This window comes from Planomonospora alba, assembly GCF_039534085.1.
Taxonomy (GTDB): domain Bacteria; phylum Actinomycetota; class Actinomycetes; order Streptosporangiales; family Streptosporangiaceae; genus Planomonospora_B; species Planomonospora_B alba.
In genome coordinates this window covers 1-22,783 of record NZ_BAAAUT010000083.1, presented here as the reverse complement: position 1 = coordinate 22,783, position 22,783 = coordinate 1, and the positions used below count along the sequence as shown (strand labels likewise).

Annotated in this window: 26 protein-coding genes and 2 pseudogenes; 13 read left to right on the top strand and 15 right to left on the bottom strand. The window is 72.0% G+C overall.

Annotation, left to right across the window (positions count from 1 at the left end; all coding sequences use genetic code 11):
- From ABD823_RS31775 to ABD823_RS31765, 3 genes and pseudogenes are all read left to right on the top strand, one after another.
- A pseudogene (locus ABD823_RS31775) lies at positions 1–203 on the top strand (phospholipid carrier-dependent glycosyltransferase); the annotation flags it as partial.
- A 110-nt stretch (positions 204–313) separates the two neighbouring features.
- Positions 314–1,615 carry a hypothetical protein gene (locus tag ABD823_RS31770; protein ID WP_344866141.1) on the top strand — a complete coding sequence of 434 codons (1,302 nt, stop codon included), beginning with the start codon at positions 314–316 and terminating at the stop codon, positions 1,613–1,615.
- A gap of 281 nt (positions 1,616–1,896) precedes the next feature.
- Entirely contained in the window at positions 1,897–2,961 is a 1,065-nt protein-coding gene (locus ABD823_RS31765) for an AI-2E family transporter (RefSeq protein WP_344866139.1), read from the top strand.
- An 88-nt stretch (positions 2,962–3,049) separates the two neighbouring features.
- Here the strand turns inward: ABD823_RS31765 and ABD823_RS31760 are convergent, their stop codons facing one another.
- Positions 3,050–3,628: a dienelactone hydrolase family protein gene (locus tag ABD823_RS31760; RefSeq protein WP_344866137.1), complete on the bottom strand. Its 579-nt coding sequence runs from the start codon at positions 3,626–3,628 to the stop codon at positions 3,050–3,052.
- 129 nt (positions 3,629–3,757) lie between these two features.
- Here ABD823_RS31760 and ABD823_RS31755 point away from each other — a divergent pair, with 129 nt between their 5' ends.
- Positions 3,758–4,681, top strand: coding sequence for an aminoglycoside phosphotransferase family protein (locus ABD823_RS31755; protein WP_344866135.1), 924 nt, complete (start codon positions 3,758–3,760; stop codon positions 4,679–4,681).
- Between the two features lie 70 nt (positions 4,682–4,751).
- Here the strand turns inward: ABD823_RS31755 and ABD823_RS31750 are convergent, their stop codons facing one another.
- From ABD823_RS31750 to ABD823_RS31720, 7 genes are all read right to left on the bottom strand, one after another.
- Complete coding sequence (locus tag ABD823_RS31750; protein WP_344866133.1) at positions 4,752–5,291, bottom strand: neutral zinc metallopeptidase; 540 nt, start codon at positions 5,289–5,291, stop codon at positions 4,752–4,754.
- 9 nt (positions 5,292–5,300) lie between these two features.
- Complete coding sequence (locus ABD823_RS31745) at positions 5,301–5,543, bottom strand: hypothetical protein (protein WP_344866131.1); 243 nt, start codon at positions 5,541–5,543, stop codon at positions 5,301–5,303.
- Positions 5,544–5,554: 11 nt separating this feature from the next.
- A complete protein-coding gene (locus ABD823_RS31740; RefSeq protein ID WP_344866129.1) occupies positions 5,555–6,073 on the bottom strand; it encodes a DoxX family protein in 519 nt (172 codons plus the stop codon).
- Between the two features lie 74 nt (positions 6,074–6,147).
- Entirely contained in the window at positions 6,148–6,966 is an 819-nt protein-coding gene (locus ABD823_RS31735) for a MerR family transcriptional regulator (RefSeq protein ID WP_344866127.1), read from the bottom strand.
- Between the two features lie 36 nt (positions 6,967–7,002).
- Entirely contained in the window at positions 7,003–7,509 is a 507-nt protein-coding gene (locus tag ABD823_RS31730) for a VOC family protein (protein WP_344866125.1), read from the bottom strand.
- 198 nt (positions 7,510–7,707) lie between these two features.
- Complete coding sequence (locus tag ABD823_RS31725; RefSeq protein ID WP_344866123.1) at positions 7,708–7,995, bottom strand: DUF4287 domain-containing protein; 288 nt, start codon at positions 7,993–7,995, stop codon at positions 7,708–7,710.
- A 335-nt stretch (positions 7,996–8,330) separates the two neighbouring features.
- A complete protein-coding gene (locus tag ABD823_RS31720) occupies positions 8,331–8,930 on the bottom strand; it encodes a TetR-like C-terminal domain-containing protein (protein ID WP_344866121.1) in 600 nt (199 codons plus the stop codon).
- A gap of 82 nt (positions 8,931–9,012) precedes the next feature.
- On the opposite strand from ABD823_RS31720, the gene ABD823_RS31715 reads away from it, so the two are divergent.
- Positions 9,013–10,185 carry a DUF418 domain-containing protein gene (locus ABD823_RS31715; RefSeq protein ID WP_344866119.1) on the top strand — a complete coding sequence of 391 codons (1,173 nt, stop codon included), beginning with the start codon at positions 9,013–9,015 and terminating at the stop codon, positions 10,183–10,185.
- A 550-nt stretch (positions 10,186–10,735) separates the two neighbouring features.
- Entirely contained in the window at positions 10,736–11,644 is a 909-nt protein-coding gene (locus ABD823_RS31710; protein WP_344866117.1) for an LLM class flavin-dependent oxidoreductase, read from the top strand.
- Positions 11,645–11,804: 160 nt separating this feature from the next.
- Here the strand turns inward: ABD823_RS31710 and ABD823_RS31705 are convergent, their stop codons facing one another.
- On the bottom strand, positions 11,805–12,224 hold the full coding sequence (locus tag ABD823_RS31705; protein WP_344866115.1) for a nitroreductase family deazaflavin-dependent oxidoreductase: 420 nt from the start codon (positions 12,222–12,224) through the stop codon (positions 11,805–11,807).
- Positions 12,224–12,847 carry an NAD(P)-dependent oxidoreductase gene (locus tag ABD823_RS31700; RefSeq protein ID WP_344866113.1) on the bottom strand — a complete coding sequence of 208 codons (624 nt, stop codon included), beginning with the start codon at positions 12,845–12,847 and terminating at the stop codon, positions 12,224–12,226. The genes ABD823_RS31705 and ABD823_RS31700 overlap by 1 nt, the downstream gene beginning before the upstream one ends.
- Before the next feature lie 102 nt (positions 12,848–12,949).
- On the opposite strand from ABD823_RS31700, the gene ABD823_RS31695 reads away from it, so the two are divergent.
- The 3 genes from ABD823_RS31695 (at position 12,950) to ABD823_RS31685 (ending at position 14,593) form a co-directional block, all read left to right on the top strand.
- A complete protein-coding gene (locus ABD823_RS31695; RefSeq protein ID WP_344866111.1) occupies positions 12,950–13,336 on the top strand; it encodes a winged helix-turn-helix transcriptional regulator in 387 nt (128 codons plus the stop codon).
- Positions 13,337–13,409: 73 nt separating this feature from the next.
- Positions 13,410–13,910, top strand: a complete 501-nt coding sequence (locus tag ABD823_RS31690) for an NUDIX domain-containing protein (RefSeq protein WP_344866109.1) — start codon at positions 13,410–13,412, stop codon at positions 13,908–13,910.
- Positions 13,911–14,077: 167 nt separating this feature from the next.
- The gene (locus ABD823_RS31685; RefSeq protein ID WP_344866107.1) at positions 14,078–14,593 is read left to right on the top strand and encodes an AAA family ATPase; all 516 of its coding nucleotides are present in this window, start codon (positions 14,078–14,080) and stop codon (positions 14,591–14,593) included.
- Positions 14,594–14,935: 342 nt separating this feature from the next.
- Here the strand turns inward: ABD823_RS31685 and ABD823_RS31680 are convergent, their stop codons facing one another.
- Positions 14,936–15,400, bottom strand: coding sequence for a VOC family protein (locus tag ABD823_RS31680; RefSeq protein ID WP_344866143.1), 465 nt, complete (start codon positions 15,398–15,400; stop codon positions 14,936–14,938).
- Positions 15,401–15,498: 98 nt separating this feature from the next.
- Here ABD823_RS31680 and ABD823_RS31675 point away from each other — a divergent pair, with 98 nt between their 5' ends.
- The 3 genes and pseudogenes from ABD823_RS31675 (at position 15,499) to ABD823_RS31665 (ending at position 17,744) form a co-directional block, all read left to right on the top strand.
- Positions 15,499–16,440, top strand: coding sequence for a helix-turn-helix transcriptional regulator (locus ABD823_RS31675; protein WP_344866105.1), 942 nt, complete (start codon positions 15,499–15,501; stop codon positions 16,438–16,440).
- A gap of 301 nt (positions 16,441–16,741) precedes the next feature.
- A pseudogene (locus tag ABD823_RS31670) lies at positions 16,742–17,020 on the top strand (hypothetical protein); the annotation flags it as partial.
- Between the two features lie 175 nt (positions 17,021–17,195).
- Positions 17,196–17,744 (top strand): DUF6461 domain-containing protein, encoded by a 549-nt coding sequence (locus ABD823_RS31665; RefSeq protein ID WP_344866104.1) that lies wholly within the window; start codon positions 17,196–17,198, stop codon positions 17,742–17,744.
- Positions 17,745–17,971: 227 nt separating this feature from the next.
- Here the strand turns inward: ABD823_RS31665 and ABD823_RS31660 are convergent, their stop codons facing one another.
- Together ABD823_RS31660 and ABD823_RS31655 are read right to left on the bottom strand one after the other, a co-directional pair.
- The gene (locus ABD823_RS31660) at positions 17,972–18,880 is read right to left on the bottom strand and encodes an NADP-dependent oxidoreductase (protein WP_344866102.1); all 909 of its coding nucleotides are present in this window, start codon (positions 18,878–18,880) and stop codon (positions 17,972–17,974) included.
- Between the two features lie 31 nt (positions 18,881–18,911).
- Positions 18,912–20,375: an MFS transporter gene (locus tag ABD823_RS31655; protein WP_344866100.1), complete on the bottom strand. Its 1,464-nt coding sequence runs from the start codon at positions 20,373–20,375 to the stop codon at positions 18,912–18,914.
- 118 nt (positions 20,376–20,493) lie between these two features.
- Between ABD823_RS31655 and ABD823_RS31650 the strand changes: the two genes are divergently transcribed.
- Positions 20,494–21,405: a LysR family transcriptional regulator gene (locus ABD823_RS31650; RefSeq protein WP_344866098.1), complete on the top strand. Its 912-nt coding sequence runs from the start codon at positions 20,494–20,496 to the stop codon at positions 21,403–21,405.
- 47 nt (positions 21,406–21,452) lie between these two features.
- On the opposite strand, the gene ABD823_RS31645 is transcribed toward ABD823_RS31650, so the two are convergent.
- Entirely contained in the window at positions 21,453–21,575 is a 123-nt protein-coding gene (locus ABD823_RS31645; RefSeq protein WP_344866096.1) for a hypothetical protein, read from the bottom strand.
- Positions 21,576–21,618: 43 nt separating this feature from the next.
- Positions 21,619–21,777 carry a hypothetical protein gene (locus ABD823_RS31640; RefSeq protein WP_344866094.1) on the bottom strand — a complete coding sequence of 53 codons (159 nt, stop codon included), beginning with the start codon at positions 21,775–21,777 and terminating at the stop codon, positions 21,619–21,621.
- Positions 21,778–22,783 lie beyond the last annotated feature (1,006 nt).

Genomic DNA, 22,783 nt, shown 5'->3' with positions numbered 1-22,783 from the left:
TGCTGGCCATCACCCTGGCCGCCGGACTCGTCATCGGCCCCGCCACCGCCCCGCCGCGGCGCCGCATGATCGGCGCGGGGGTCGTCGGGGCGTTCGTCCTCCTCGCCCTCATCAACTTCTGGTATCTGTATCCGGTGCTCACCGCGGAGAACATCCCCTACTCCGAGTGGCATGCCAGGATGCTCTTCCAGAGGTGGATCTGACCGTCCACATACGAGTTGCTTAGAGCCGGTTTCGTAGGGTAGGCGACGTGCGCGATCCACTACGTCACGTTCATCGTCAGGGCAGGCCGTCATACGGCAGACTTCGAGGCATGCCTGCACCGGACGTGGCGGCGCTCCTCCTCGAACTGGAGCGGTCGGACCCCGACTGCGCCGAGGACGCCCGAAGTGCGATCGAGTGGCTGAGCGGCGGCGAGCCGCTGGAGACGATCACCGAGCTCGGCGTGTGCGAGTTCCTCTGGTACACGCTGCCGACCAAGGTCTCCGGCGACCGCCTGGCGACGGCCCGCGCGCTGGGCAGGCTGCTCCGGCTGGGCGGCCTGGAGCGCTACGCGGCGCTGTGCGCCTCCCCCGTCACCGCGCGGATCCTGCGCACCTACGCCCGCTCCGGCGAGGACGCCGGGATCGCGGCCTACCAGGCGGCGCTGCACGAGCGCGGGGTGCTCCCACCGGACGTGCCGGAGCTGCGGTGGAGCTCGATCATGGGCCCGGAGGAGCTGGGCGCCCACGGTGCCTGCTCGGCGGCGCTGGAGCTGGCCATCGTCTCCGGTGAGCTCTCCCCCCGCGCCGCGGGCGAGCGGGAGGCGCTGACCCGCCGCTGGCTGACCACGCCCCGGGCGGAGCTGGGCGGGGACAACTGGCTCCACCGGGTGCAGGGCGAGCGGCTCAACCGCTGGGTGCTGGGCAGGGGCCCGGCCTGGCGCGAGCTGGCCCAGCCCTTCGAGGTCCGCCTGCACGCCCCCATCCCGGTCCCGGCAGGGGAGCACCTGCAGGTGCTCCGGCGGCTGCTGCGCCGGGGCGGGGAGCCGGGCGGGATCCCGCTGCCCCAGCAGGGCGGCGCTCCGGCGTACGGGGAGGGGCCCCGGTCCGGATCCGCCGCGTCCGGCGCCGCGAGGGGGGACCGCGGCGGCGAGCGCGTGCGGGAGCCCTGGAACGGCGGGAGCGTACGGGGAGCCCGAGACGAGGACCTGCTGGCGGCCGCGGGGGAGGCCGCGCGGCGGATGGGCGCGCTGGACCGCGCCGGCCACGCCCTGGTGACCACGGCAGCAGGACGGCGCCTGCTCGACGACGCCGCCCTGCTCTGGGAGAGCGCGGCGGCCGCCCTGCTCGTCCCGGTCCCCCACGAGCCCGACCTCGGGGTGTCCGTGCGGGAGGTGGCGCTCATGCTGCTGGCCGACGGCCTGCCCGCCGACCGCGCGAGCGTGGCCGCCGTGATCGGCTGCGCGGAGGACGAGCATCCCGGGATCGACGCCTCCCTGGCCGAGCTCACCCGGCTGCTGGACGCCTTCGGCCTGCGCGCGGGGGACACGCTCACCTCCGCGGGCCGCGCCGCCGCGCTGACGGCCCTGCGCGGTCACGCCCTCCGCCCCCGGCAGTACGTCAGCATGAGCTGACCGCCACCCACCTCTTTCCGACTATCTGCCCTCATAGAGGGCAGGGGCGGGGCGTGCCCGAACCCACCTCCCGCCACGGCGCTCCACGGTCGGGAACCCCGGCGGACGATCCTCAGCGCACGCGGCCGGACGCCTCGCCGGAACCCCCGTCCGGGGACTCCCCCGGGCCGCTCCCGGCGGAAGCCCCTCCGGCTCCCGGGCCGCCGTCCGCCGTACCGGGGCCGCCGCGTGCCCCCGGTGACACCACCGGCACCGCCGGCGCGTCCCCGCCGCCCGCCGCCGTGCCGACCCCCGACGCCCCCTTCGGGCGGCCCGGCCGCCCGATGCGGGACCACCCGTTCGTGTTCGGCTTCACCGCGGCCCTGGGCGTGCTCACCGCCTGGTGGCTGGTGCAGGCCGTCGCGAGCGCGGGCTCGGTGCTGCTGCTGATCGTGGTCTCGCTCTTCCTCGCCGCCGGGCTGAACCCGGCCGTCGAGGCGCTCCAGCGCCGCAACCTGTCGCGCACCCTGGCGATCACCGTGGTCTTCCTCGGCGTCATCGCGCTGTTCGCCGTCTTCGGCCTGGCGGTGGTGCCCCCGCTGACCGCGCAGTCCGCCGAGTTCGTGGAGAACCTCCCGGGGTACGTGCAGGAGCTGCAGAACCACCCGCTCATCCGCGACCTGGACCGGCGCTTCCAGCTGCTGGAAAGGCTCCAGCAGTACGTCGTCAGCGGCGACTTCGGCAGCCAGATGTTCGGCGGCGTGCTCGGCTTCGGCACGGTCCTGCTCGGCGCGGTGTTCAACTCCGTGACCGTGCTGGTCCTCACGCTCTACTTCCTCGGCTCCCTCACCTCGATCAAGGAGATGGGCTACCGCCTGGTGCCGCGCTCCCGCCGTACCCGGGCCCGCCTGCTCGGCGACGAGATCATCCATCGCATCGGGGGCTACGTCGCCGGGAACCTGATCGTCTCGCTGATCGCCGGGGTGACGACCTTCGTCTTCCTCAGCATCATGCGGGTGCCCTACGCCCTGGCGCTGTCCCTGATCGTGGCGCTGACCGACCTCATCCCACTGGTCGGCGCCTTCATCGGGGCGGGGGTCGCCTCGCTCGTCGGCTTCTTCGTCTCCCCCACGGTGGGCATCGTCTGCGTCGTCTTCTTCACCGTCTACCAGCAGATCGAGAACTACCTGATCGCGCCGAGGGTGATGAAGAGCTCCGTCGACGTCCCGCCGCTGGCCACGATCGTCAGCGCCCTGCTCGGCGGCGCGCTGCTCGGTGTGGTCGGCGCCCTGCTCGGCATCCCGCTGGCCGCCGCCGCGCTGCTCATCGTCCGCGAGGTCGTCCTGCCCCGCCAGGAGCGCCTGTGATCCGGCCCGGCCGGCGCCGTACGGCGGGGCCGTGCCCGCGCGCCGTACCGCGGGGCCGTGCCCGTCCCCGCGGCGGCGCGCCGCGCGGCTACCCGAGGCGGTCGAGGAAGCCGAGCACCCGCTCCGTGAGCAGCGCGGCGGCCCGCTCGTCGTAGGAGGGCAGGCCGCGGTCGGCGAACAGGTGCCGGTCACCGGGGTAGAGGAACAGCTCGGCGTCCGGGACCGTCCCGACGAGGTCCCGGGCCGCGTCGAGGTCGCCCTCCCCGGCGAAGAACCCGTCGGCGTCCATCCCGTGCACCTGGACCGGGACCTCCGGCGGCCAGCCGCCCCCCGGCCCGGTGACCGGGAGGCAGGCGTGGCACAGCAGCGCGCCCTTCGCCCCGGCCCGCGTCCGGGCCAGCGTCTGGGCCGGCAGCACGCCGAGCGAGAAGCCGGCGTAGACCAGCTCGGCGGGCAGGTCCTCGGCGGCGGCCCGGCCGCGCTCGACGATCGCGTCGAACCCCGTCTCCTGGGCGTAGGCGACGCCCTCCTCCAGGTCGTCGAAGACGCGCCCGTCGTACAGATCGGGCACGTGGACCGTGTGACCGGCCCGCCCGAGCCCTTCGGCGAACTCGCGGACGCCGGCCGTCAGCCCGTGCGCGTGGTGGAACAGCAGTACCTCGGCCATGTCGCTCCCTCCGCGGCGCCCGGGCGGCCCCGCCGGGGCGATCATGCCCCACGCCCCCGACATCCTCCGCCGCGCGCCGGCCGCCGCAGGCGGTTCCCCGGGCGTCGCCTGGCGGCTATCGTCCTCATCATGATCACCGGAAGGCTCGCCGAGAACGCCGTGCAGGTCTGGGGCGACGACGGCGCCCGCTGGCTGGCCGCGCTGCCGTCCGCCCTGACGGCCGTGGCACGCGACTGGGACCTGACGGTGGGGGAACCGTACGAGCTGTCCCACCACTACGTCACCCGGGTCGTCTGCGGGGACGGCACGCCGGCCGTGCTCAAGCTGGGCCTGCCGGGCGGGACGCCGCTCGCCGAGGAGGCCGCCGCGCTCGCGGCGTTCGGCGGCCGCGGCGCGGTCCGGCTGCTCCGGGCCGACCCCGTCCGCGGCGCGCTGCTGCTGGAGCGCGCCGACCCCGGCGGGCGCCTGCGCGACCTGGTCCCCGCCAGGGACGCCGAGGCGACCTCGGTGCTGGCCGCCGTCATGCGGCGCCTGCACGTCCCGCCGCCGCCCGGCTGCCCGCTCCCCGACGCGCTTTCGCAGGCCACGGCGTTCGACGACTACGCGGCCGCGCACGGCGGGAACGGGCCGCTCCCGCTGGAGCTGGTCGTGCGCGCGGGCGGGCTGATGCGTGAGCTGTGCGCGTCGGCCACCCGGCGCGTCGTCCTCCACGGCGACCTGCACCACGACAACGTCCTGCGGGCGACGCGCGAGCCCTGGCTGGCGATCGACCCGCACGGCCTGGTCGGGGATCCCGGCTACGATGCCGGCACGCTGCTGTACGACCCGGATCCGGACGACCGCGACGAGGCGCTGACCGCGCTGGTGCCCGCGCGGGTCGAGCGACTGGCCGACGAGCTGGCGATGCCGGTGGACCGCGTGGTGGCGTGGGGTTTCGTCAAGGCGGTCATGTCGGACGTGTGGACGGCCGAGGCGTGGACGCCCGGCGCGGACTGGTCACCGGTCAGCAGGGCCTTCGACGTGGCCCGGCTCCTGCTGCCCCGCCTGACGTGACCCCGGGCCGTGCCGTTCCCGGCGCGGTCCGGGAACGGGGGGGGCACCGGCCCGGGCACCGCCGCGGGGGTCAGGCGACGCGGGACGCCGGCGCGGTCCAGGTGTTGCAGGCGGACGGGGAGGCGCTGTCGAAGCCGCGCTTCAGCCAGGCCATCTGGTTCTTGCTCGTGCCGTGGGTGCGCCCCCCGCCGATCTCCTCGTCACCGTTGTGCCGGGCGCCGTCCAGGAGCTCCTCCCACTGCTCGGTGGTGTACTCCTGCGAGGCCCAGACGCTCGCCAGGAACGCTCCCGACAGGCACTCGGCCTGCAGTTCCAGGCGGCGCAGCTGCTCCAGGGCCTGCGCCTCGGTTCGGACCTTCAGCCGCCGGAAGGAGCCCATGATGCCGGTGACGTTCTGCACGTGGTGGGCGTACTCGTGCGCGAGTGTGTGGAGGATGTCCGGGTCGTCCGGCTTCTGGATGGAGTAGTCGTCGATCATGACGGTCATCTCCCGCTTGTCGATGCAGTACAGGCCGACGACGTAGTCGGCCCAGTCCGACCCGCACGCGCGGGTGGGCCCGGTGATGAACCGGACCGACGGCTTCTCGAACGGCAGGCGGGCCTTCTTCACCTGCGCGGACTACGAGGCGTTCATGCAGCCCAGCATCGCGTTCAGGTGCTTCTTGGCTGCGCCGACGCTGGCGAAGTCGTCCGGGTGGCGGCCGCAGGGCACCGTCAGCTTGCCGGTGCGGTACAGCGGGTTGTGGGTCAGCGCCTTGGCGCCGGTGGGAACCGGCGCGGCGGCGGTGCCTGCGTGGGCGGTGCCGGTGAGCAGCAGGCCGGCCGCGGCCCCGACGAGCAGGGCGATACGAGGGGTACGCATGAGATCGAACCCTACAGAAGCGATATTACGGACCGACAGGCGTTTACCCCTCGGTGCTCCCGCCGCTTCCCGGCGCCCGCCGCCCAGAGTGCCACGGCGATGTAGAGGACCTGCTCGGGGATGCGCTGCCACAGCGGCGACGCCGCCTCTCCCGCGAGGGTCACCCCGGCCAGCGCGGCGTGGACGTTGGCCGGGAGCATGAGCGCGAACAGCAACGCCAGGCAGATCCCGGCCGCCCGCCGGGCGGCCGGGATCACGAGGCCCACCGCCCCGGCCAGTTCCAGGACGCCGGTCAGGTAGACCACGAGGGCGGGGAACGGGACGAACGGCGGGACCATGGCCACCATGTCGGCGAGGTTCGGCATGAACGTCACGCTTGACGGGACGAAATGGGCACTGGCCGTCATCACGAGCATGACGGCCAGGCCGTGCGCGGCGCTGACCCGCCAGGCGGCGAAGCGGGCCAGGCCGGGCAGCGCGCCCAGCAGGCGGAAGCACAGGGTCGCCACGGCGAGAACGATCACGGTCACAGGAATCGACCTCCTTCGGATAGTCACACTATCCAATCTTGGATAGTGTAGCTATCCGAAAATGCGCGGGTGCGTCAGGTCCAGGTCGCCGCGTCCGGGTCGATGCCCCGGGCTCGGGCGTTGGCGTCGATGATGTCCCTGAGCCAGACGGTCAGGCCCGGCTCGATCGCGTCGTAGTAGGCCGTGAAGCCGGGATCGGCGGCCTGCTTCCTTCCCAGGCAGACATGCATCGAAAGGGTGCAGTCGAAGTACGCGCCGATGGAGGCCCGGTGCCGTTCCGCCAGAGCGTCGGCTTCGGCGCTGCCCGGCCTGACGCCGGCGCGCTTGGCCGCCGCCAGGTCGTCCTCGAGCCTTGCGATGCCGTCGGCGATCCGCCGCCAGTCCTCGGGAGTCCTGCCCGCGGCGCGCTCGGCGTACTGCGCCCACTGAGCCGTGTCGCCCCACCGGTCGCGTGCGCCCGCGATCCGTGAGGGCTCCCAGCGCTGCCCGAAGATCGCGACCTGTTCCTCCGCGGACAGCAGGATGCCGGAGCTCGCGGCCTCGATCATGCGGTCGACCGCGTCGACCATCGCCTGCAGCCGGGAGATGCGGTCGAGGAGCTGGGCGCGCTGCTGTCTCAGCGGCCCGGTCATGTCGACCGCCGGAGCATCGAGCAGCTCGCCGATGTCGTCGAGGGACAGACCGAGCTCGCGGTAGATGAGCACCCGGTGGATGCGTGCGATGTCGGCCGCGGAGTAGAGCCGGTAACCGCCGGAGGTCCGCCCGGACGGGCGGACGAGCCCGATCGCGTCCCAGTGATGGAGGGTGCGGATGGTGACGTTCACGTGCGCCGCCGCGGCTCCGACGGTCAGCCCGCCCGGCCCCGCGGCATCGTCCATCGCGGTGCCGGTCACGCCGTCAAGTCTGACATACGGCCCGATCTGCACGTTTCATCCCTTGGGGAGAGTGAAGTTGTTCGCCTCCAGGTAGCGCGCCTCGGCGCTGTCGAGGTCGAGGGGGCGGGCGGCGGTCATGACCACGCGAGCGTTCTCCGGCGTGATGACCTCCAGTTCCACGGTGTTCCACGGCATCTGCCGCGGTCCTGCGGTGCACCCGGGAACGAGCGCGGTGCACGCCTGCGCGATCTCGTCGACCTGGCTCAGCACGCAACTGAAGCCGATGCTCACCGTCGAGGGGGCCGGCAGGCCGTCGGTCGGGACGAGCAGAGCGTCCTGGAACGCCCACCGCCGAAGGTGCGTGACCTGACCCGGGACCGTGAACAGGTCGATGAAACCGAGCCCGCGGGTCCAGAACTCCACGGACGCGGCCAGGTCCGGTGTCGGCACGGTGACGAACATCGGCATGCCGTAGATGCCCCGGTAGATCTCAGGCGGCGTCGCATCCGGCCCGGGCGGAGGGACGGGGCTGATCTCGAATGCCTCGTAATAGTCGGCCATGCGTGCATCGTGGTGCCTGACGCAGCGTCAGGGTCAAATCCGGATCAGCACGCGCGCCGGGCCGCACGGGTCTCACCTGCACCCGAGGTCGCAGGCCGTGCAGGCCGTACGGCTCCGCCGCGGTCCCGGCTCAGCACGCGGGTCGCGCATCCGCGCGGTCGCCGTCACCGTCTCCGGTCACGGCGACCGGCGGCCGCGTCAGGGCCGGTTCTCCTTTCCGTCCAGCCAGAGCGTGTCGGACTCGTCGCGGTGGGAGCCGGAGCTTCCGACGTGCTTGGCGTCGATCTTCGGCCCCTTCTTGATCACATGCACCAGCGCCATCGCGTGTCCGCGCCCGAGGCCGTAGTCCTGCTTCAGCCAGTCGATGATCACGCCCGCTTTCGTGGAGGGATCGTCGAACCCGCGGTCCTTCGCCAGCGCGATGAACTCACGCGGGGTCAGACCGGTCTTGTCCTCGATGTTGTCCAAGTACGCCTGGAATGACATGCGTCTCTCCGTTCTTCGCGGACCGCCGGTCCACGGTGCCCCGCCCGCACGGTCCCGCATGAGCGGACCCGCCGGCCGATCCCGTTCCGGTCGTCCATCGCCGCCGTCGATCCACGTCGCCGGCGCGCGGTGTCCCCTTACATTTCCGGGAGTAAACGATCCCGCATGGCAACGACCTGAATCAATGCGCGATCAGCGAAGCGGCGTTCAACCGGACCCAACGACGGGAGCCGTGATGCCCGAAAACGGGACGCGGTGGCACGACACCGTCTCCCGGCTGCTCGACGGCTTGCCCGCTGCCCGGCCCGGCTGCGGGAGAGCACCGTCCCCTGAGTTCAGGCTCGCGGGCCGAACCCGATCGCGGGCAGGATCGCCTGATCGACGATCGCCGCGAGGTCCTCGTCGGTGGGCGGCGTCCCGGTGTCGATCAGGCGCTTGGTGACGAGGGCTTCACCGATGTCGGCCACGACGGGGGTGAGCAGCTCGGCGGGGAAACGATCCCGGTCGGCGTAGTGCTGCAGCACGGTGCGGGTGAACGTGCCGCCCCGATTGGCGAAGACCCGTTCGAAGAGCGTCTCGGACATCAGTGCGGCGCTCTTCGGGTCGGTGAGGATGGCGGCGACCGCGCGGCCCGCCGGGCTGAGAGCCCACTCGACCATGAGGCGCAGGGCGTCGATGAGGTCGCCTCGCAGGTCGTCGGCGCCGGGGTTCGGCTCCTCGACCGGGTGCTGGTGGTAGAGCGCGTCGAGGAGCACCTCCACCGGATCCGACCAGCGGCGGTACAGCGTGGTGCGGGGCGTGGCCGCACGGCGGCCGATGCCCTCCATGGTCAGCCGTCCCACGCCGACCTCCACCACCTCCTCCAGCACGGCGTCGTGAATGGCCTTGATCAGTTCTTCGCCGCGCCGGCGCGGTCTGACGCCGTGGTCGCCCATCACCACCCCTTGCCTAGATACGCATATGTAGCTTACCTTGAAGATTAGCTACATTCATGTATCTAATTCTGAGGGGACAGCCATGTCCATCGCCCCACCGGCTCCCAGGCACGGAGCCACCCCCGCCACCCAGCGCGCGCTCGCGCCCGATCTCGCGCGGGGACTGATGCTGCTGCTCATCGCGTTGGCGCACGCGCACATGTACCTGTCAGGCCACGAGGTGGGCTTCCGCGGCTACGCCCTCGACGGGGGAGCCCTCGACCGTCTGGTCGCCGGCGCGCAGATCCTCCTGGTGGACGGGCGCGCGCTGCCGATGTTCGCCGCCCTGTTCGGCTACGGTCTGGTGCAGCTCACCAACCGGCAGCTCGCCGCGGGCGGGAACTGGCCTCAGGTGCGCACGGTGCTACGCCGCCGGAGCCTCTGGCTGCTGGCGTTCGGGTTCTGCCACGCGTCGCTGCTGTTCTTCGGTGACATCCTCGGGACGTACGGGCTGGTCGGGCTCGTACTCGCCGGGTTCATACGGCGCGAGGACGCGGCCGTGCTGCGGGCCGCCGCCGTCGGGCTCGTGCTGCACGTCGTGGTGTTGTCCGCATTCGGACTGCTCACCGTCTCCGCACCGAAGGGTGACACGCCCGCCGCCATGGCGGACCCGATCGAGGCGACGGTGATGCGGCTGATCGGATGGTCCGGGATGACGCCCACCTACTTCGCCGTCAGCGTGGTGCCGGCCTTCCTGTTCGGGATCTGGGCGGCCCGCCGCCGCGTACTGGAGGACCCGGTGCCGCACCGGAGCCTGCTGTCGCGCGTCGCGGTCGTGGGCACAGGGCTGTCCATCGCCGGAGGGATGCCGTTGATGCTGATCGACACCCGGATCTGGACACCGTCGGACATGCCTGCCGTGACCGCGTACGCCCTGCACAGCGTGACGGGCATCGCCGGCGGGCTCGCGTACGCGGCGATCATCGGGCTCACCGTCGGCCGGATGCGGCACGGACGTCCCGGTCCGGCCGTCAGGGCTCTCGCCGCATGCGGCCAGTGGTCGCTGACCTGCTATCTCCTCCAGTCGGTGGTCTTCGTGGCGGTGTTCGCACCGTACGCAGGAGGGCTCGCCACGCGTGTCGGCGACGCCGCGGCGTCCGGCATCGCCGTGGTGACCTGGTCGGCCACCGTGGTGCTCGCCGCGCTGCTGGCCCCCGGCGGACGGAGGGGACCGGCCGAGGCCGCCCTGCGGTGGTTGACGTACGGACGCCGCTGATCATCCGTACTTCGCGTGCCGCGCCCCGGCCCCGCGGCCCGGCCGGACTCCACCTCACCGACGCGGAAGGCCGCTCCCGATCCCCCGGGAGCGGCCTTCCGGCCTGGGCGGAGATGAGGGGATCCGAACCCCTGGCCCCTTCGGTGCCAAGCCATTTCACCGGAGCCCTGTCCTTGGTCTCTGCGCTGGCCGGCTGCGGGGGCGGTCCATCGCGCCACGGCATGCGCGATCCGGCCTCCCGGGCCGGCGATGCGGAACGGTTCCTGGCCGCCGGACGCCTCAGCGTGGAACCGCATGGCCTCTGCGGCGCCGTCCACCATGAGGTGCGGAGCAGCGGCGTATCGGTAGCGCTCGGGAACAGACGTCATCACGGTGATCCTTTCGAGAGGTGCCTGCCGACGAAGACCGTGGAACCTCGACTATGGCTGCGGCCGATTCGAGGATTCCGGCGTTCTTCCAGGTCCGTGATGTGACAACCAGGCAATTGACCTCAACTTTGCTTGAGCTCCTAGCGTGGTCTGCGATTCCGATCCGGACGCCCAGGAGGATCATGTTGCGGATCAGCACCACCTTGCCCGTGACACGGGCCGGCGTGCCTGACATCGCGATGGCACGGCGCCTTGAAGACCTTGGCTACGACTCGGTCAGCATGGCCGATCTCATCGTCGGAGACGGGACGCCGGGCTTTGACGCCATGCTTGTTCTGGCGGCCGCCGCAGCGGTGACCGACGAGATCGGACTGGAGTTCGGCGTGCTCAGCCTCCCGCTGCGCCCGACCGCTTGGATCGCTGCGCAGATACAGACGCTTCAGCACCTGTCAGGCAACCGGGTCACCCTGGGCGTCGGGATCGGGGGCTTCCCCGGCTCGCCGTTCTGGCGTGCGGTCGGAGCGCCGCTTCAGGGGCGGGGGCGCCGGGCCGACGAAGCGCTGCAAGCGTTGCCCGCCCTCATTCGTGGTGAGGCGACCAAGCAGGGTGAGGAGGAGGTCACCCTCGGCCCCGCCGCTCCGGTCCCGCCCATCTTCATCGGCGGGAACTCCGAGGCAGCGATGCGCCGTGCCGTCCGTCATGGTGACGGCTGGGTGCCCTCCTTGATCAGCCCCGCGGCTCTGGCCAAGAAGGTGCTACGACTACGCGAGATCGCCCATGAGCTCGGACGACCGGTCCCGTCGATCGCCGTGGGAGGGCATGCGATCCTCGTCGACGACGCGGCTGCCGTCGAGTCCTTCACCCGCATGCTGGTGGACGTGCACGGCATGGCACCGGAGGAAGCGAAAGCCGTACCGGTCACCGGTAACCCTGCGCAGGTGGCGGAACGCCTCCACGCCTACTCGGAGGCCGGTGCCGACATGGTCGGGCTCAGCCTCGACGGCGGCGACTGGATTCGGCAGGCGGAGGCGCTCGCAGAGGCCAGAGCGCAGCTGAGCCGTGTCCGGGCGCCTGAAGCAGACAGCCGTTGAGCCACCGTTCGGGTCATCGGCGTCCGACACCGTCCCGGCCGAGGGCTTCGCCATGTCCACCAGGCGATCCACCGCGCCCGCCGGCTTTCCGCTGACTCGGCTCCCCCGTCCCGGAACGGCGGGCGACCGCCGCCGGGTCTCCTGAAGGCCCTGCGCCCGGTCATCGCAGGCGTTCCAGGAGAACCACGGGGATCTCACGGGTGGTCCGCGCCTGGTAGGCCGCGTACTCCGGCCTGGCCGACACCATCAGGCGCCATAGAGGCGGACGCTCCGCGGCCCCGGCCGGACGCGCTCGTGCGGTGAAGGCCTCCGTACCGACCTGCACGGTGACGCACGGGTCGGCGAGCAGGTTCAGATACCAGGCCGGATGGCGGTCCGCGCCGCGGTCGGAGGCCACCAGGACGTAGCGGTCGCCGTCGAGCCCGTAGACCAGCGCGGTGCGGCGCGGTTCGCCGGTTCTCCGGCCCCGCGTCGTCAGCAGCAGATCGTTCACGCCTGGCCGCGGACGGCCACCGGTCTCCTGGAAACGACGGATGTGCTCGGCGACCCAGGGGTTCGGACTGTCGTGGACTCCGGGCATCACGCCTCCCGGATGCTGACGGCGGCGCGGTGGTGGCGAGGGGTCTCGATCTCGTCGAGCAGCGCCACCGCGAAGTCCGCGTACGTGATCCTGCTGGCCGGGTCCGCGTGGTCGGCGACCCGGTACCGGCCGGTGCGCGTGCCGGCACGGTCGAAGTCGCCTGCCGGTGCGACATATGCCCAGTCGAGGTCGCAGCCCCGGAGCACGGCGAGCCCCGCCGCATGGCCGAGGTGGAAGGCGCGGTACTCGCCGGGGTAACCGGGCTCGTCCATCAGGGGGACGCCCGACGCACCGGGCATGATCGATGCCAGGCCGACCACCACCAGCCGGCGCACGCCCGCCTGCGCCAGACCGGTGGCCAGGGCGCGGGCCGACGCGGTGAAGAACTCGTGAGGCGGCACGGACAGGTCCGCCGCGGCGCTGACGGCCGCGTCATGGCCCGCGGCCGCATGCGCGACGCTCGTCTCATCCGTGACGTCACCCGCCACCATGCGCATGCCGGCCAGATCGCTGTGGCCCGCGGGGTCGCGCACCACGGCGGTGACCCGGTGCCCGCGCCGGCGCGCCTCGGCGACGGCCTGCCCACCGGCTCTGCCGCCCGCGCCGAAGACCACGACGTCCATGGTGAACCGCCTTCCGCCGAGGCCGGGTCCCGTCCGCCCGGCCGCTTCGCGGACGCTACCGAGGGCTGCGGTTACCACGGGGATACCGGCTACCGTGAGGTCATGAGGGAACCTCTGCCCGCTGACATGTTCGACGAGCTGTGCCCGTCCTCGCTCAATCCGATCCGGTTCGGCGACAAGTGGGCGGCGCTCGTCATCCGCTGCCTCGAGCACGGGCCGCGCCGGTTCTCCGAGCTGCGGGTGCCGCTGAGCCGCGTCACCCCCAAGGTCCTCACACAGTCGCTGCGCTCCCTGGAGCGGGACGGCCTGATCGAGCGCACCGTCCACGCCGGCGCCACCCCGCACGTCGAGTACGAGCTGACCCCGCTCGGCCGCAGCATGCTCGGGCCGATGGCGGTCGCCTGCGCCTGGGCGCAGGAGCACTGGGACGAGCTGCTCGACGCCCGCGAGGCGTACGACGACGGTGTCCGCCTCGGCCGCGCCGACTGACACGGTGTGCCGCGGCCCGCAGGTGCCCGCCTCCGGCTGGGCCGTCCTGCGGCGGCCCGCTACGGTCGCAGGCATGACGACACAGGACTCCCCCACGGCGCCGCTCGATCCGTACGCCGCGTCGCTGGGACGCAAGTGGATGGCCGCCGGCGCGCTGCTGCGCGATGCGGCGGGCGCGGTGCTGTTGGTCGACCCGGTCTACAAGCCGCAGTGGGACGTGCCCGGTGGCGTCGTCGAACCCGGCGAGTCCCCCACCGCGGCGTGCCGCCGGGAACTGGCCGAGGAACTCGGCCTGGACCGGCCGGTCGGACGTCTGCTGGCGGCGGACTGGATCCCGCCGCGGCCCGGCTGGCCGGACGGGATGATCTTCCTGTACGACGGCGGCGTCCTGACCGCCGGTGAGATCGCCGCGCTCCGGCTCCCCGCCGACGAGCTGGCCCGCTGGATGTTCGCCGACCCGGACCAGGTGCCCTCGCTGGTACCGGCCGCGCTGGCCCGGCGCGTCGCCGCGGCACTGCGGGCGGCGGCCGACGGCACGACGGCGTGCCTGGACGACGGCCATCCGGCTCGCTGACCGGCCGGCGCGGCGAACACTGCCGATTCCGACTCGATCGTGACCCGGCTGTTCCACGCGGAACCACGGGGCCGGTCTTCAGCCGGAACCGGCACACGCGGGCCCGGCGACGACCGAGCGGCTCCTGCGCTCTTCCCGACCGGCCGGTCGGCCCGTACGCTACGGCGGTGACCGGCTCGGACACCACACGCCTGATCGTGCTGCGCGGCAACTCCGCCTCGGGCAAGTCCACCGTCGCCGCGCGCCTGCGCGCGCACCACGGGCGCGGCCTGGCGGTGGTGGGCCAGGACGTCATCCGCCGCGACATCCTCAAGGAGCCCGACGTCCCCGGGGCGGCCAACATCGGGCTGATCGACGCGGTGGCCCGCTACGCGCTGGACGCCGGTTACCACGTCGTCGTCGAAGGCATCCTGTACGCCGACCGCTACGGCCCGATGCTGACGGCTCTGGGCGCCGACCATCGCGGCATGAGCCGCTACTACTACTTCGACGTGCCGTTCGCCGAGACCCTGCGCCGGCACGCCACCAAGCCCGCCGTCGGCGCCTACGGCGAAGAGGAGATGCGCCGCTGGTACCGGCCGCGGGACCTGCTCGACGGCGGACGCGAGGAGATCATCGGTCCCGGCAGCCCGCTGGAGGAGACCGTCCGACGGATCCTGGCCGACGCCCGCCTGCACCGCTGATCCTCACGCCGTACGGCGATCCGTGGCCGCCGCCTCACGGACGCCTGCGGGGGCAGCGCGTGCGCCGCCGGGCGGCACCGTACCGCTGTGAGGACCCGCAGGCCGTCTCGTGGCAGAGGCCGAGGCATGTCGTCCACCCGACGGCACCGCAGTTCCCCAAGCCGTTGGCGCACCTGCCCGTCGTCATGCGGGAGGTCCTCATCCGGGCCGTTGCGCAGGCGGTCCCGTGCGGAAGGTTCGGCACCCACCATGCCACGTCGTCCCAGGCGAGATCACCATCGGTGACGCCCGCTCCGGTCAGCGGATGCCGACACGCCTCCGGCCCTCGCACCGGCTCCGGTCTCAGAAGAAGTCGGCCCCCTGGACGTACTCCATCGCCTCGGTGAACACCGGGTCACTCAGGCGGCGCTCCAGTTCCTCGGGGGAGACGTCCTCGATGTGAGTCTGGATCCACCACAGATTGCCGAACGGATCCCTGACCCGACCGACACGGTCACCGAAGAACAGGTGCGTGACCTCGGTGACCGACGTACCACCCGCCTCGACGGCCTGACGGTGGACGGCATCGGCGTCGGGGACGTACAGGCGCAGGAAGGCCGGCGTCCGCGGCCAGTCGGGCTTCGCGTCGAACATCATCACCACCGCGTCCCCGATCCGCACCTCCGCGTGGCCGATGCGGCCCTCGCCGTCGGTCACACGCGCCAGTTCCACGGCGTCGAACGCGTTCCCGAGGTAGTCGATCAAACCGGCGGTGTCGCGGGAGATGATCCACGGCGTCACGGTGGTGTAGCCCTCGGGCATGAACACGGCAGTCAAGGTTCCTCCGGGAGTGCGAAGTCGTGGGGAGGACACTATTTCCGAAGTAGGTCAGGACCTGTCCCAGATGAGAGGGCATTCTTGGATCCATGAGCGACTCCCGTCTCCTCCGTCTGCTGTCTCTGCTGCAGACCCCGCGCGAGTGGCCCGGCAGCGAGTTGGCCGGGCGCCTGGGAGTCAGCCGCCGTACCGTCCGACGCGACATCGAGCGCCTGCGCACCCTCGGCTACCCGGTTGAAGCCACCATGGGAGCCGCCGGCGGCTACCGGCTGGTCGCGGGCACCGCGATGCCACCGCTGCTGCTGGACGACGAGGAGGCCGTGGCCATCACCATCGGCCTGTCGACCGCGACCCGGCATCCGGTGCGGGGGATCGAGGAAGCGTCGGTGCGCGCCCTGGCCAAGCTGGAGCAGGTGCTGCCGGTCCGGCTGCGCCACCGGGTCAGGTCTTTGGGCGGCGCCACCGTCCCGCTCCCCGGCGCCCCGGTGCCCGAGGTCGATCCGGCGCAGCTCACGACCTTGGCCACAGCCGCGGCCAACCGGGAACGGGTGCGGTTCACCTACCGGGCCCATGACGGATCCGCCGGCACCCGCCTGGTCGATCCGCACCGTCTCGTTGCGACCGAGCGGAAGTGGTATCTGCTCGGGCACGACCGTGACCGCGACGACTGGCGGATCTTCCGTATCGACCGCATCACCGGGTTGCACGCCACCGGCGCCAGGATCGCGCCGCGCGATCTTCCCTCCGAAGACGCCGCCGCGTACGTGGCCGAGAAGCTCTACTCGCTCGCGTCCACCTATGAGGCGATCGTCACCCTCCATGCGCCCGTGACCGAGGCGATCACGAGCCTGGGCGAGGTCACCCGGATCGGCGAGGGGGCGTGCCGGGTGCGCATGCACTCCGACACCCTGGACTGGCTCGCCTTCCGGCTGCTGACGCTGGGCTGCGAGTTCCAGGTGCACGGGCCGCCGGAGCTGAACGGGCACCTGCTGGCGCTCGCCGGCCGTCTGACCCGGGCGGCGATCCCGTAGCCGGAGACACCGGCAAGCACCTCGACGGCCTTTCGGAACCTCTTCGGGATGGCGCGGGAACTCCGTGGCGAGGGCCGGCGGTGGACTCGCAGCCGCCGTCGGGGACGGGCCCTCCCCCGCCGGTGCCGTCAGCTGCCGCGACGGTGACGTCTGCCGCCCTCGGCCGCCCTCCTGTGCCAGCGGGTCCGCTGATTTTCCGCTGACTCCGCCCAGCCCTCGCCGGCCGCCACGGACATGACCGACCGGGAGCACCCTTCTCTCGTTGACCGGCTGCGGCCCCGATCTGTCGGTCCCGTCCGCCATGATCGGCATTCCCGTATCCCATGTGTCCCCAAGGAGTGCCATGGTCGTCGACGACGGATCCGGGTGGCTCGGCGCCGGCTGGAACGACTGGGCGAACCTCGGCCTGATCCGCGCCCTGCTCGACGCGGGCGCCGACCCCAACACAGGCGTGTACCTCCATGTACGGCCGTTGCACGCGGCGGCCGGGCACGGCTCACCCGAGGTGGTCGCGGAACTGGCCCGGCGCGTCGACGACGTCGACGCGGAGTACGAAGGCCGTACCGAGCTCTGGGAGGCCGTCTTCAACAACCGTCCCGACAACGCCCGCGCGCTGGTCGCCGCCGGAGCCGACCCGTGGCGGCCGATGATGAACGGCTGGCCCCCCCGGACGGCTCAGCCTGGCCTCCCCCGCCCCTCGCCTGTTCCCTCTCCCCGACGGCGAAACCGGCCTGTCCACCACCGAGGCCGCCGCCATGACCGAGGCCAGGCACCTGATCACCACGTTGGGACGCCTGGAGCACGACGGCTTCAGCCTCGCCTGCGTGGCCGGCATAACCGCGGCCGAGGCGGCACGGCGGCTGAAGGCCGTACCGGCCGATGACGACGAGGTCGAGGAGCTCATGGAGGACGCCTGGGCGGATGAGGACGGCAGCCTGGCCGTCGTCGGCGTCACGGACGTGCCCGGCGGATGCGTCGTCTTCCAGCCGTGGGCGTACACCGCGTCCAACTCCGACGTCATCGAGCGCCTGTCGGTCGGCACCGTCTGCCACGGGATGTACGCCAACCCCAAGAGCGGCAACCAGGGAGCCGTCGCCCGCGACGGCGTCATCGAGGAATGGGACACCCACCCCGGCGGTGGCAGCGTCTCCGCCGACGAGCCCGCCGAGGAGATCCTCGCCGGCTACCTCTACCACCACCAAGCCGTGGCCTACTGCTTCACCGGCGCGAGCCTGCGACCGGCCGATGCCCGATCGATCACCGACCGGCCTGACAGGTGGCTGAGGCTACCCGAGCTGGACTGATGGAGCTGACCAGCGACATAGGCGAGAAGGCCAGGCTCCATGATCTGGAACCGGCCTTCTGACCTGGTGGGGTCTTCACGGGTGGATGTGGGCTGGGTGGGTCGCAGCCTGGAAGATCGCTTCCCGGGATTGAGGTGATCGTTTCCCAGGAAACCTGCACGGCGTTGTCTTCACCGAGACCGCTGAGATCCCGCGCGCAGCCCATCCATGACTGACCACGGAGATGCTCAGGGCACCCGGATGACCGTCTTGCCGGGGCTGCGGGTCTTGGTTCTGAACGCCTCGCGGGTCTCGGCCAGGGGGCGGACCTGACCGATCACCGGCTCCAGCCGGCCGTCCCTGACCCGCTGCGCCAGCTCGGCGAGCTGGCCGCGGTCGGGCTCGACGACGAAGAAGACGGCTCTGCCGTTCTCGGGCAGCACCTTCGGCGGCGCCGAGATCGTCACCAGCGTGCCGCCGGCCCTGACCAGCGCCGCCGACCGGTCGAGCACGTCGCCGCCGATCGCGTCGAGCACCAGGTCCACCTCCCCTCCGAAGGGCTCGCCTGCCAGGTCGACGAAGGCGTCGGCCCCCAGCCGCAGTGCCAGATCCCGGTCACCGGCGCGGCCCGTGCCGATGACGCGCGCCCCGGCCTCGCGGGCAAGCTGGACGGCGAGCGAGCCGACGCCACCGGCCGCGCCGTGGATCAGGACCGTCTGCCCGATCTCCAACCGGCCATGGACGAACAGTGCCTGCCAGGCGGTGAGACCGGCCACGGGCAGCGCGGCCGCCCGGACGTGGTCGACGGAGGCGGGCAGCGGCGCCAGGTTGCGGGCCTCGACGGCGACGTACTCGGCGAGTGCGCCGTCGCGGGTCCAGTCGGTGAGGCCGAAGACGCGCTGGCCGAAGGTCAGGCCCGTGGTGCCCAGGCCGAGCCCGGCCACCTCGCCCGAGACCTCGTGGCCGGGGATGACCGGTGCGCGGTCGCGGCCGGCCCGGTCGGCCCAAGTGCCCGGCCAGCCCAGCTCGCCCGGGGTGAACCCGGCCGCGTGCACCTTGACGATGACGTCGTTCTCGGCGGCGTGCGGGTACGGGACATCCTCCAGGACGAGCCCGTCGACCCCGGCCTGCGGGCTGTGGGCGCGGATGGCTTTCATGCGAGTTCCTTTCCCAGGCCGCGAGCGGGCATCAGTTCTTACGGACGAGCGGCGGCAGCAGCGCCATCGCCGCCAGGGCGAGGGCCAGGTTGCCGGCCAGCGTGACGGTGAAGGCGCCGGTGTAAGCGTCCGGCGCGGCGGTGGTGCCGTGCGCCCCGCCGAGTGCGGCGAAGAACAGCAGGCCGAGCACGGTGACGCCGAGCGACATGCCCACCTGTCCCGCGGTCTCCAGCACACCACCCGCCGAGCCGGCGTTCCTGGCGGGCACGCCGGCCAGGACGGTTCCGACCAGCGGGCTGACACCCAGGCCCTCACCGAAGCCGATCACGGCCAGCGCGGGCACCAGGATCCAGCCGGTCATCCCCGGCCCGGCGACCCAGGCGGTGATCAGCAGCGCCAGCGTGCCCGCCGCGTTGATCGCGTATCCCAGGGTGAGCACGTGGTGGCCGTACCGGCCCTGCAGCCGCGGTGCCAGCAGCGAGGCCAGCGAGAAGGTCACCGCGAGCGGGACGAAGGTGAGCCCGGCGGCCAGCGGGGAATAGCCCATGCCGTTCTGCAACTGCAGGGTGAGCACGAAGAACAGGCCCGCGTTGCCGGCGAAGAACGCCACCGCGATCGCGTTGCCGGCTGCGAACGTCCGCAGCCTGAACAGTGCCGGGTCGATCAGCGGGCTGCCGCCGCGCGCGGCCAGGCGGCGCTCCCAGACCAGGAACGCGACGGCGGCGGGCACGGCGGCGGTCAGCGAGAGCCACGTCCAGGCCGGCCAGCCGGCTTGCTGGCCCAGCGTGAGCGGGACGGACAGCAGCAGCAGCGCGGAGCTGAGCAGGCCGACGCCGATCAGGTCCAGGCCGGAGCCGTGCCCGTCGGCGTCTTCGGCGGTGCGCCCGGCCGGCAGGGTGCGGGCGGCGCCGATCAGGGTGAGCAGTCCGAGCGGCACGTTCACCAGGAACACGTTGCGCCAGCCGAACCCGAACAGGTCGAGGTGGGTCAGCAGCCCGCCGATTGCCTGCCCGACGATGGAGGCCAGCCCGATCGTGGCGCCGAAGACGGCGAACGCCGTGGCCCGCGCGCGGCCGACGAACACGATCTGCAGCACCGCCAGCACCTGCGGATAGAACAGCGCCGCTCCCACGGCCTGCGCCGCCCGGAAGGCGATCAACGTCACCGGATCGCCGGCGAGCCCGGCGGCCAGCGAGGCCAGCGTGAAGACCACCGTCCCGATCAGGAACAGTCGCCGCGCGCCGAACAGGTCGCCGAGCCGACCGCCGGTGACCAGCAGCAGCCCGTACACCAGCACGTAACCGCTCACGGCCAGCTCGACCTGGGCGAACGAGGCGTTCAGCTCGGTGCGGATGGAGGGCACCGCCACGTTCACGATGAACGAGTCCATGATCGACATGAACGTGCCCGCCATGGCCACCAGCAGCGTCCACAACTGCCGCCCGCAGATCCACCCGTCCCACCGCGTGGCCCTGGTCACCGGAGATTCGATCACTGCCGTCATCGCAGTCTCACACTCCATTCCCGTCGTTTCCTGACACCCCCAACCCTGGTCCGCGGGCAGATTCGGAACAATGACGAAGCGGGCCACGGACCATAAGCGAGAGTTATCGATGCTGGAGCGACACGAGATCGAAAGTTTCCTGGTGCTGGCCGAGGAGCTGCACTTCGGCCGTACCGCCGAACGGCTGCGCCTGTCGCAGGCCCGGGTCAGTCAGACGGTCAGGAAGCTGGAGCGCCGGATCGGCGCCCCGCTGTTCGAGCGCACCAGCCGCCGGGTGGAGCTCACCCCGCTGGGCGCGCAGTTGCACGCCGAGCTTGAGCCGGTCGTCCGGCAGCTCGACGCCGTGGTGGAGCGGGCGATCGCCGCGGCCAGAGGCGTCGAGGGTGTGCTGCGCGTCGGCTTCCTCGGCGCCGGAGCCGGCGAGCTGACAACGGCGATCATGGACGGGTTCCGTTCCCGGCATCCGGGATGCGAAATCCAGATGCGCGAGACGCACTTCGCCGACCCGCTCGGCCCCCTCCGCGACGGGGACGTGGACGTGCTGCTGACGCGCCTGCCGGTCGAGGAACCCGATCTCACCGTGGGCCCCGTGGTGCTGTCGGAGCCCCGGGTGCTGGCCGTCGCCGCAGGGCACCCGTTCGCCCGCCGCCGCACCGTCTCGCTGGAGGACCTGGCTCGCGACACGGTCTTCGGCGTGACCGGACCCGCGCCACAGTACTGGTGGGACTTCCACGTCCCCAGCCGAACCCCGAGCGGCCGGACCATCCCCAAGGGACAGTCCGTGGCCACCTTCCAGGAACTGCTCGCCCTGGTCGCGACCGGGCAGGGCATCTCCCCGGTCGCCGCCTCCGTCGAACGGTACTACGCCCGTCCCGACATCACCTTCGTTCCGATCGAGGATGCCCCGCCCACGCACGTGGCCGTGGTGTGGCGCACGGCCGGCGTCACCGCCCGCATCCGAGCCTTCGCCGGGGCCGCGGCGGACGCCGTCCGGGCCAACGGCGGACCTGCCCGCTACTGACGCGGGGAGACGCGGACCTGGCGGGCCGGCGAGGCTGCCAGGTTCGCTCAGTAGTCCTTGACCGTGCAGGAGGCGACGACCTCGGCCAGGGCGCCGACGTCCGCGTCGGCCGTCGCGCGAGAGCCGTGCTTGCCGCGTCTCAAACAGAGCGCGAACGCGGACGGCGCCATCCGCTTCCGATGCCCGGCAGCGGCTGAGGCTGAAGGGCTGACGTTACGGTGGTTCGAGGATGAAGCCGGTCTGAGCGATGAAGCCGTCCAGCAGCCCGGGCCGGTACTGCATCCGCTTGAGCGTGGTGGCGACCATCGCGGCGAGTTCGTCGATGTCGCGCGGGGCGAGATCGGCCAGGGCCCGCTTGAGCGCCGGCCACACGCCCTCGACCGCCTTTCAGCTCCGGCGCGTGAGACGGCAGCGGGAAGACCGCCGGCCACGGGCGGGCCTCGATCATCGCGCGCATCACCCGGGACAGGTGGCGGCGGTCGTTGTCCCACACACCCGCGATCGGGCCGCCGAGCTGCTGGCAGGCGGCGTCCAGCAGTGCCGCGAACCGCCACGGGCCGAAGCCCTCGGCCTCCCCGGGACGGCCGCGCCGCAGCAGCATCCGGTACATCAACCGACTCCGCTGCCCGGGCTTGGCGCACACCAGCCCAGCCAGGCACACACGCCCGTAGCCCTTGCCGGTCACCGCGACGATGGGGGTCCTGCCGCACACGGCGCCCAGGTGGTGGCCTTGGGCGGTCTCAGGGGCTGCCCGGCCTCGTCTTGCCGGCATAACTAGGCCCCCGGGTCCAGCGTCGCCCTTTCACCGCCGGCCACTGCTCGGTGATTCACTGCTCGCTTCCCCCTCCTCGTCGCGCTCGGCGGCGCGATGGACCGGCATCTACGGGGTCCAGTCGAGGCGGTGCAGCAGGGAGGAGAGGTTGCGTCCACAGACGTGGTGTAAGAGTTTCCCCAGCCCACAGGCGTGCCGCCGGACATGAGGACGGCCATCGCGTGATCCTTCGTGATCGCGACATCAAGACCGAAGGAGAAGTAAGCGATGGCCGTACCCACCAGTGTGGACCCGATGACGTGGCCGGCGGAGCGGATCCAGGCCAGCGACCCGGATCTGTTGCGCTCCATGGTGAAGACCCGTTGATGCTCCTGAGCGGCCAGACCGTCGCCTCGCAGCAGAGATCCTGGAGGAACACCGTGGAAGAAGCGATCGTGATCGTTGACGACACGCCGGAATACGGCCTCATATGCTCTCGGTTCAAAGAGAATTTCGGCTTTCGCCCCAGCTATGACTTCAGAGGTTGGCCGAGCATCCGAGAGCCAGAGCCGTGAACCGATCCGGGTTTCGTGGAGGCCCTGAAGCCAGCATCATCTGCTGGCGGAA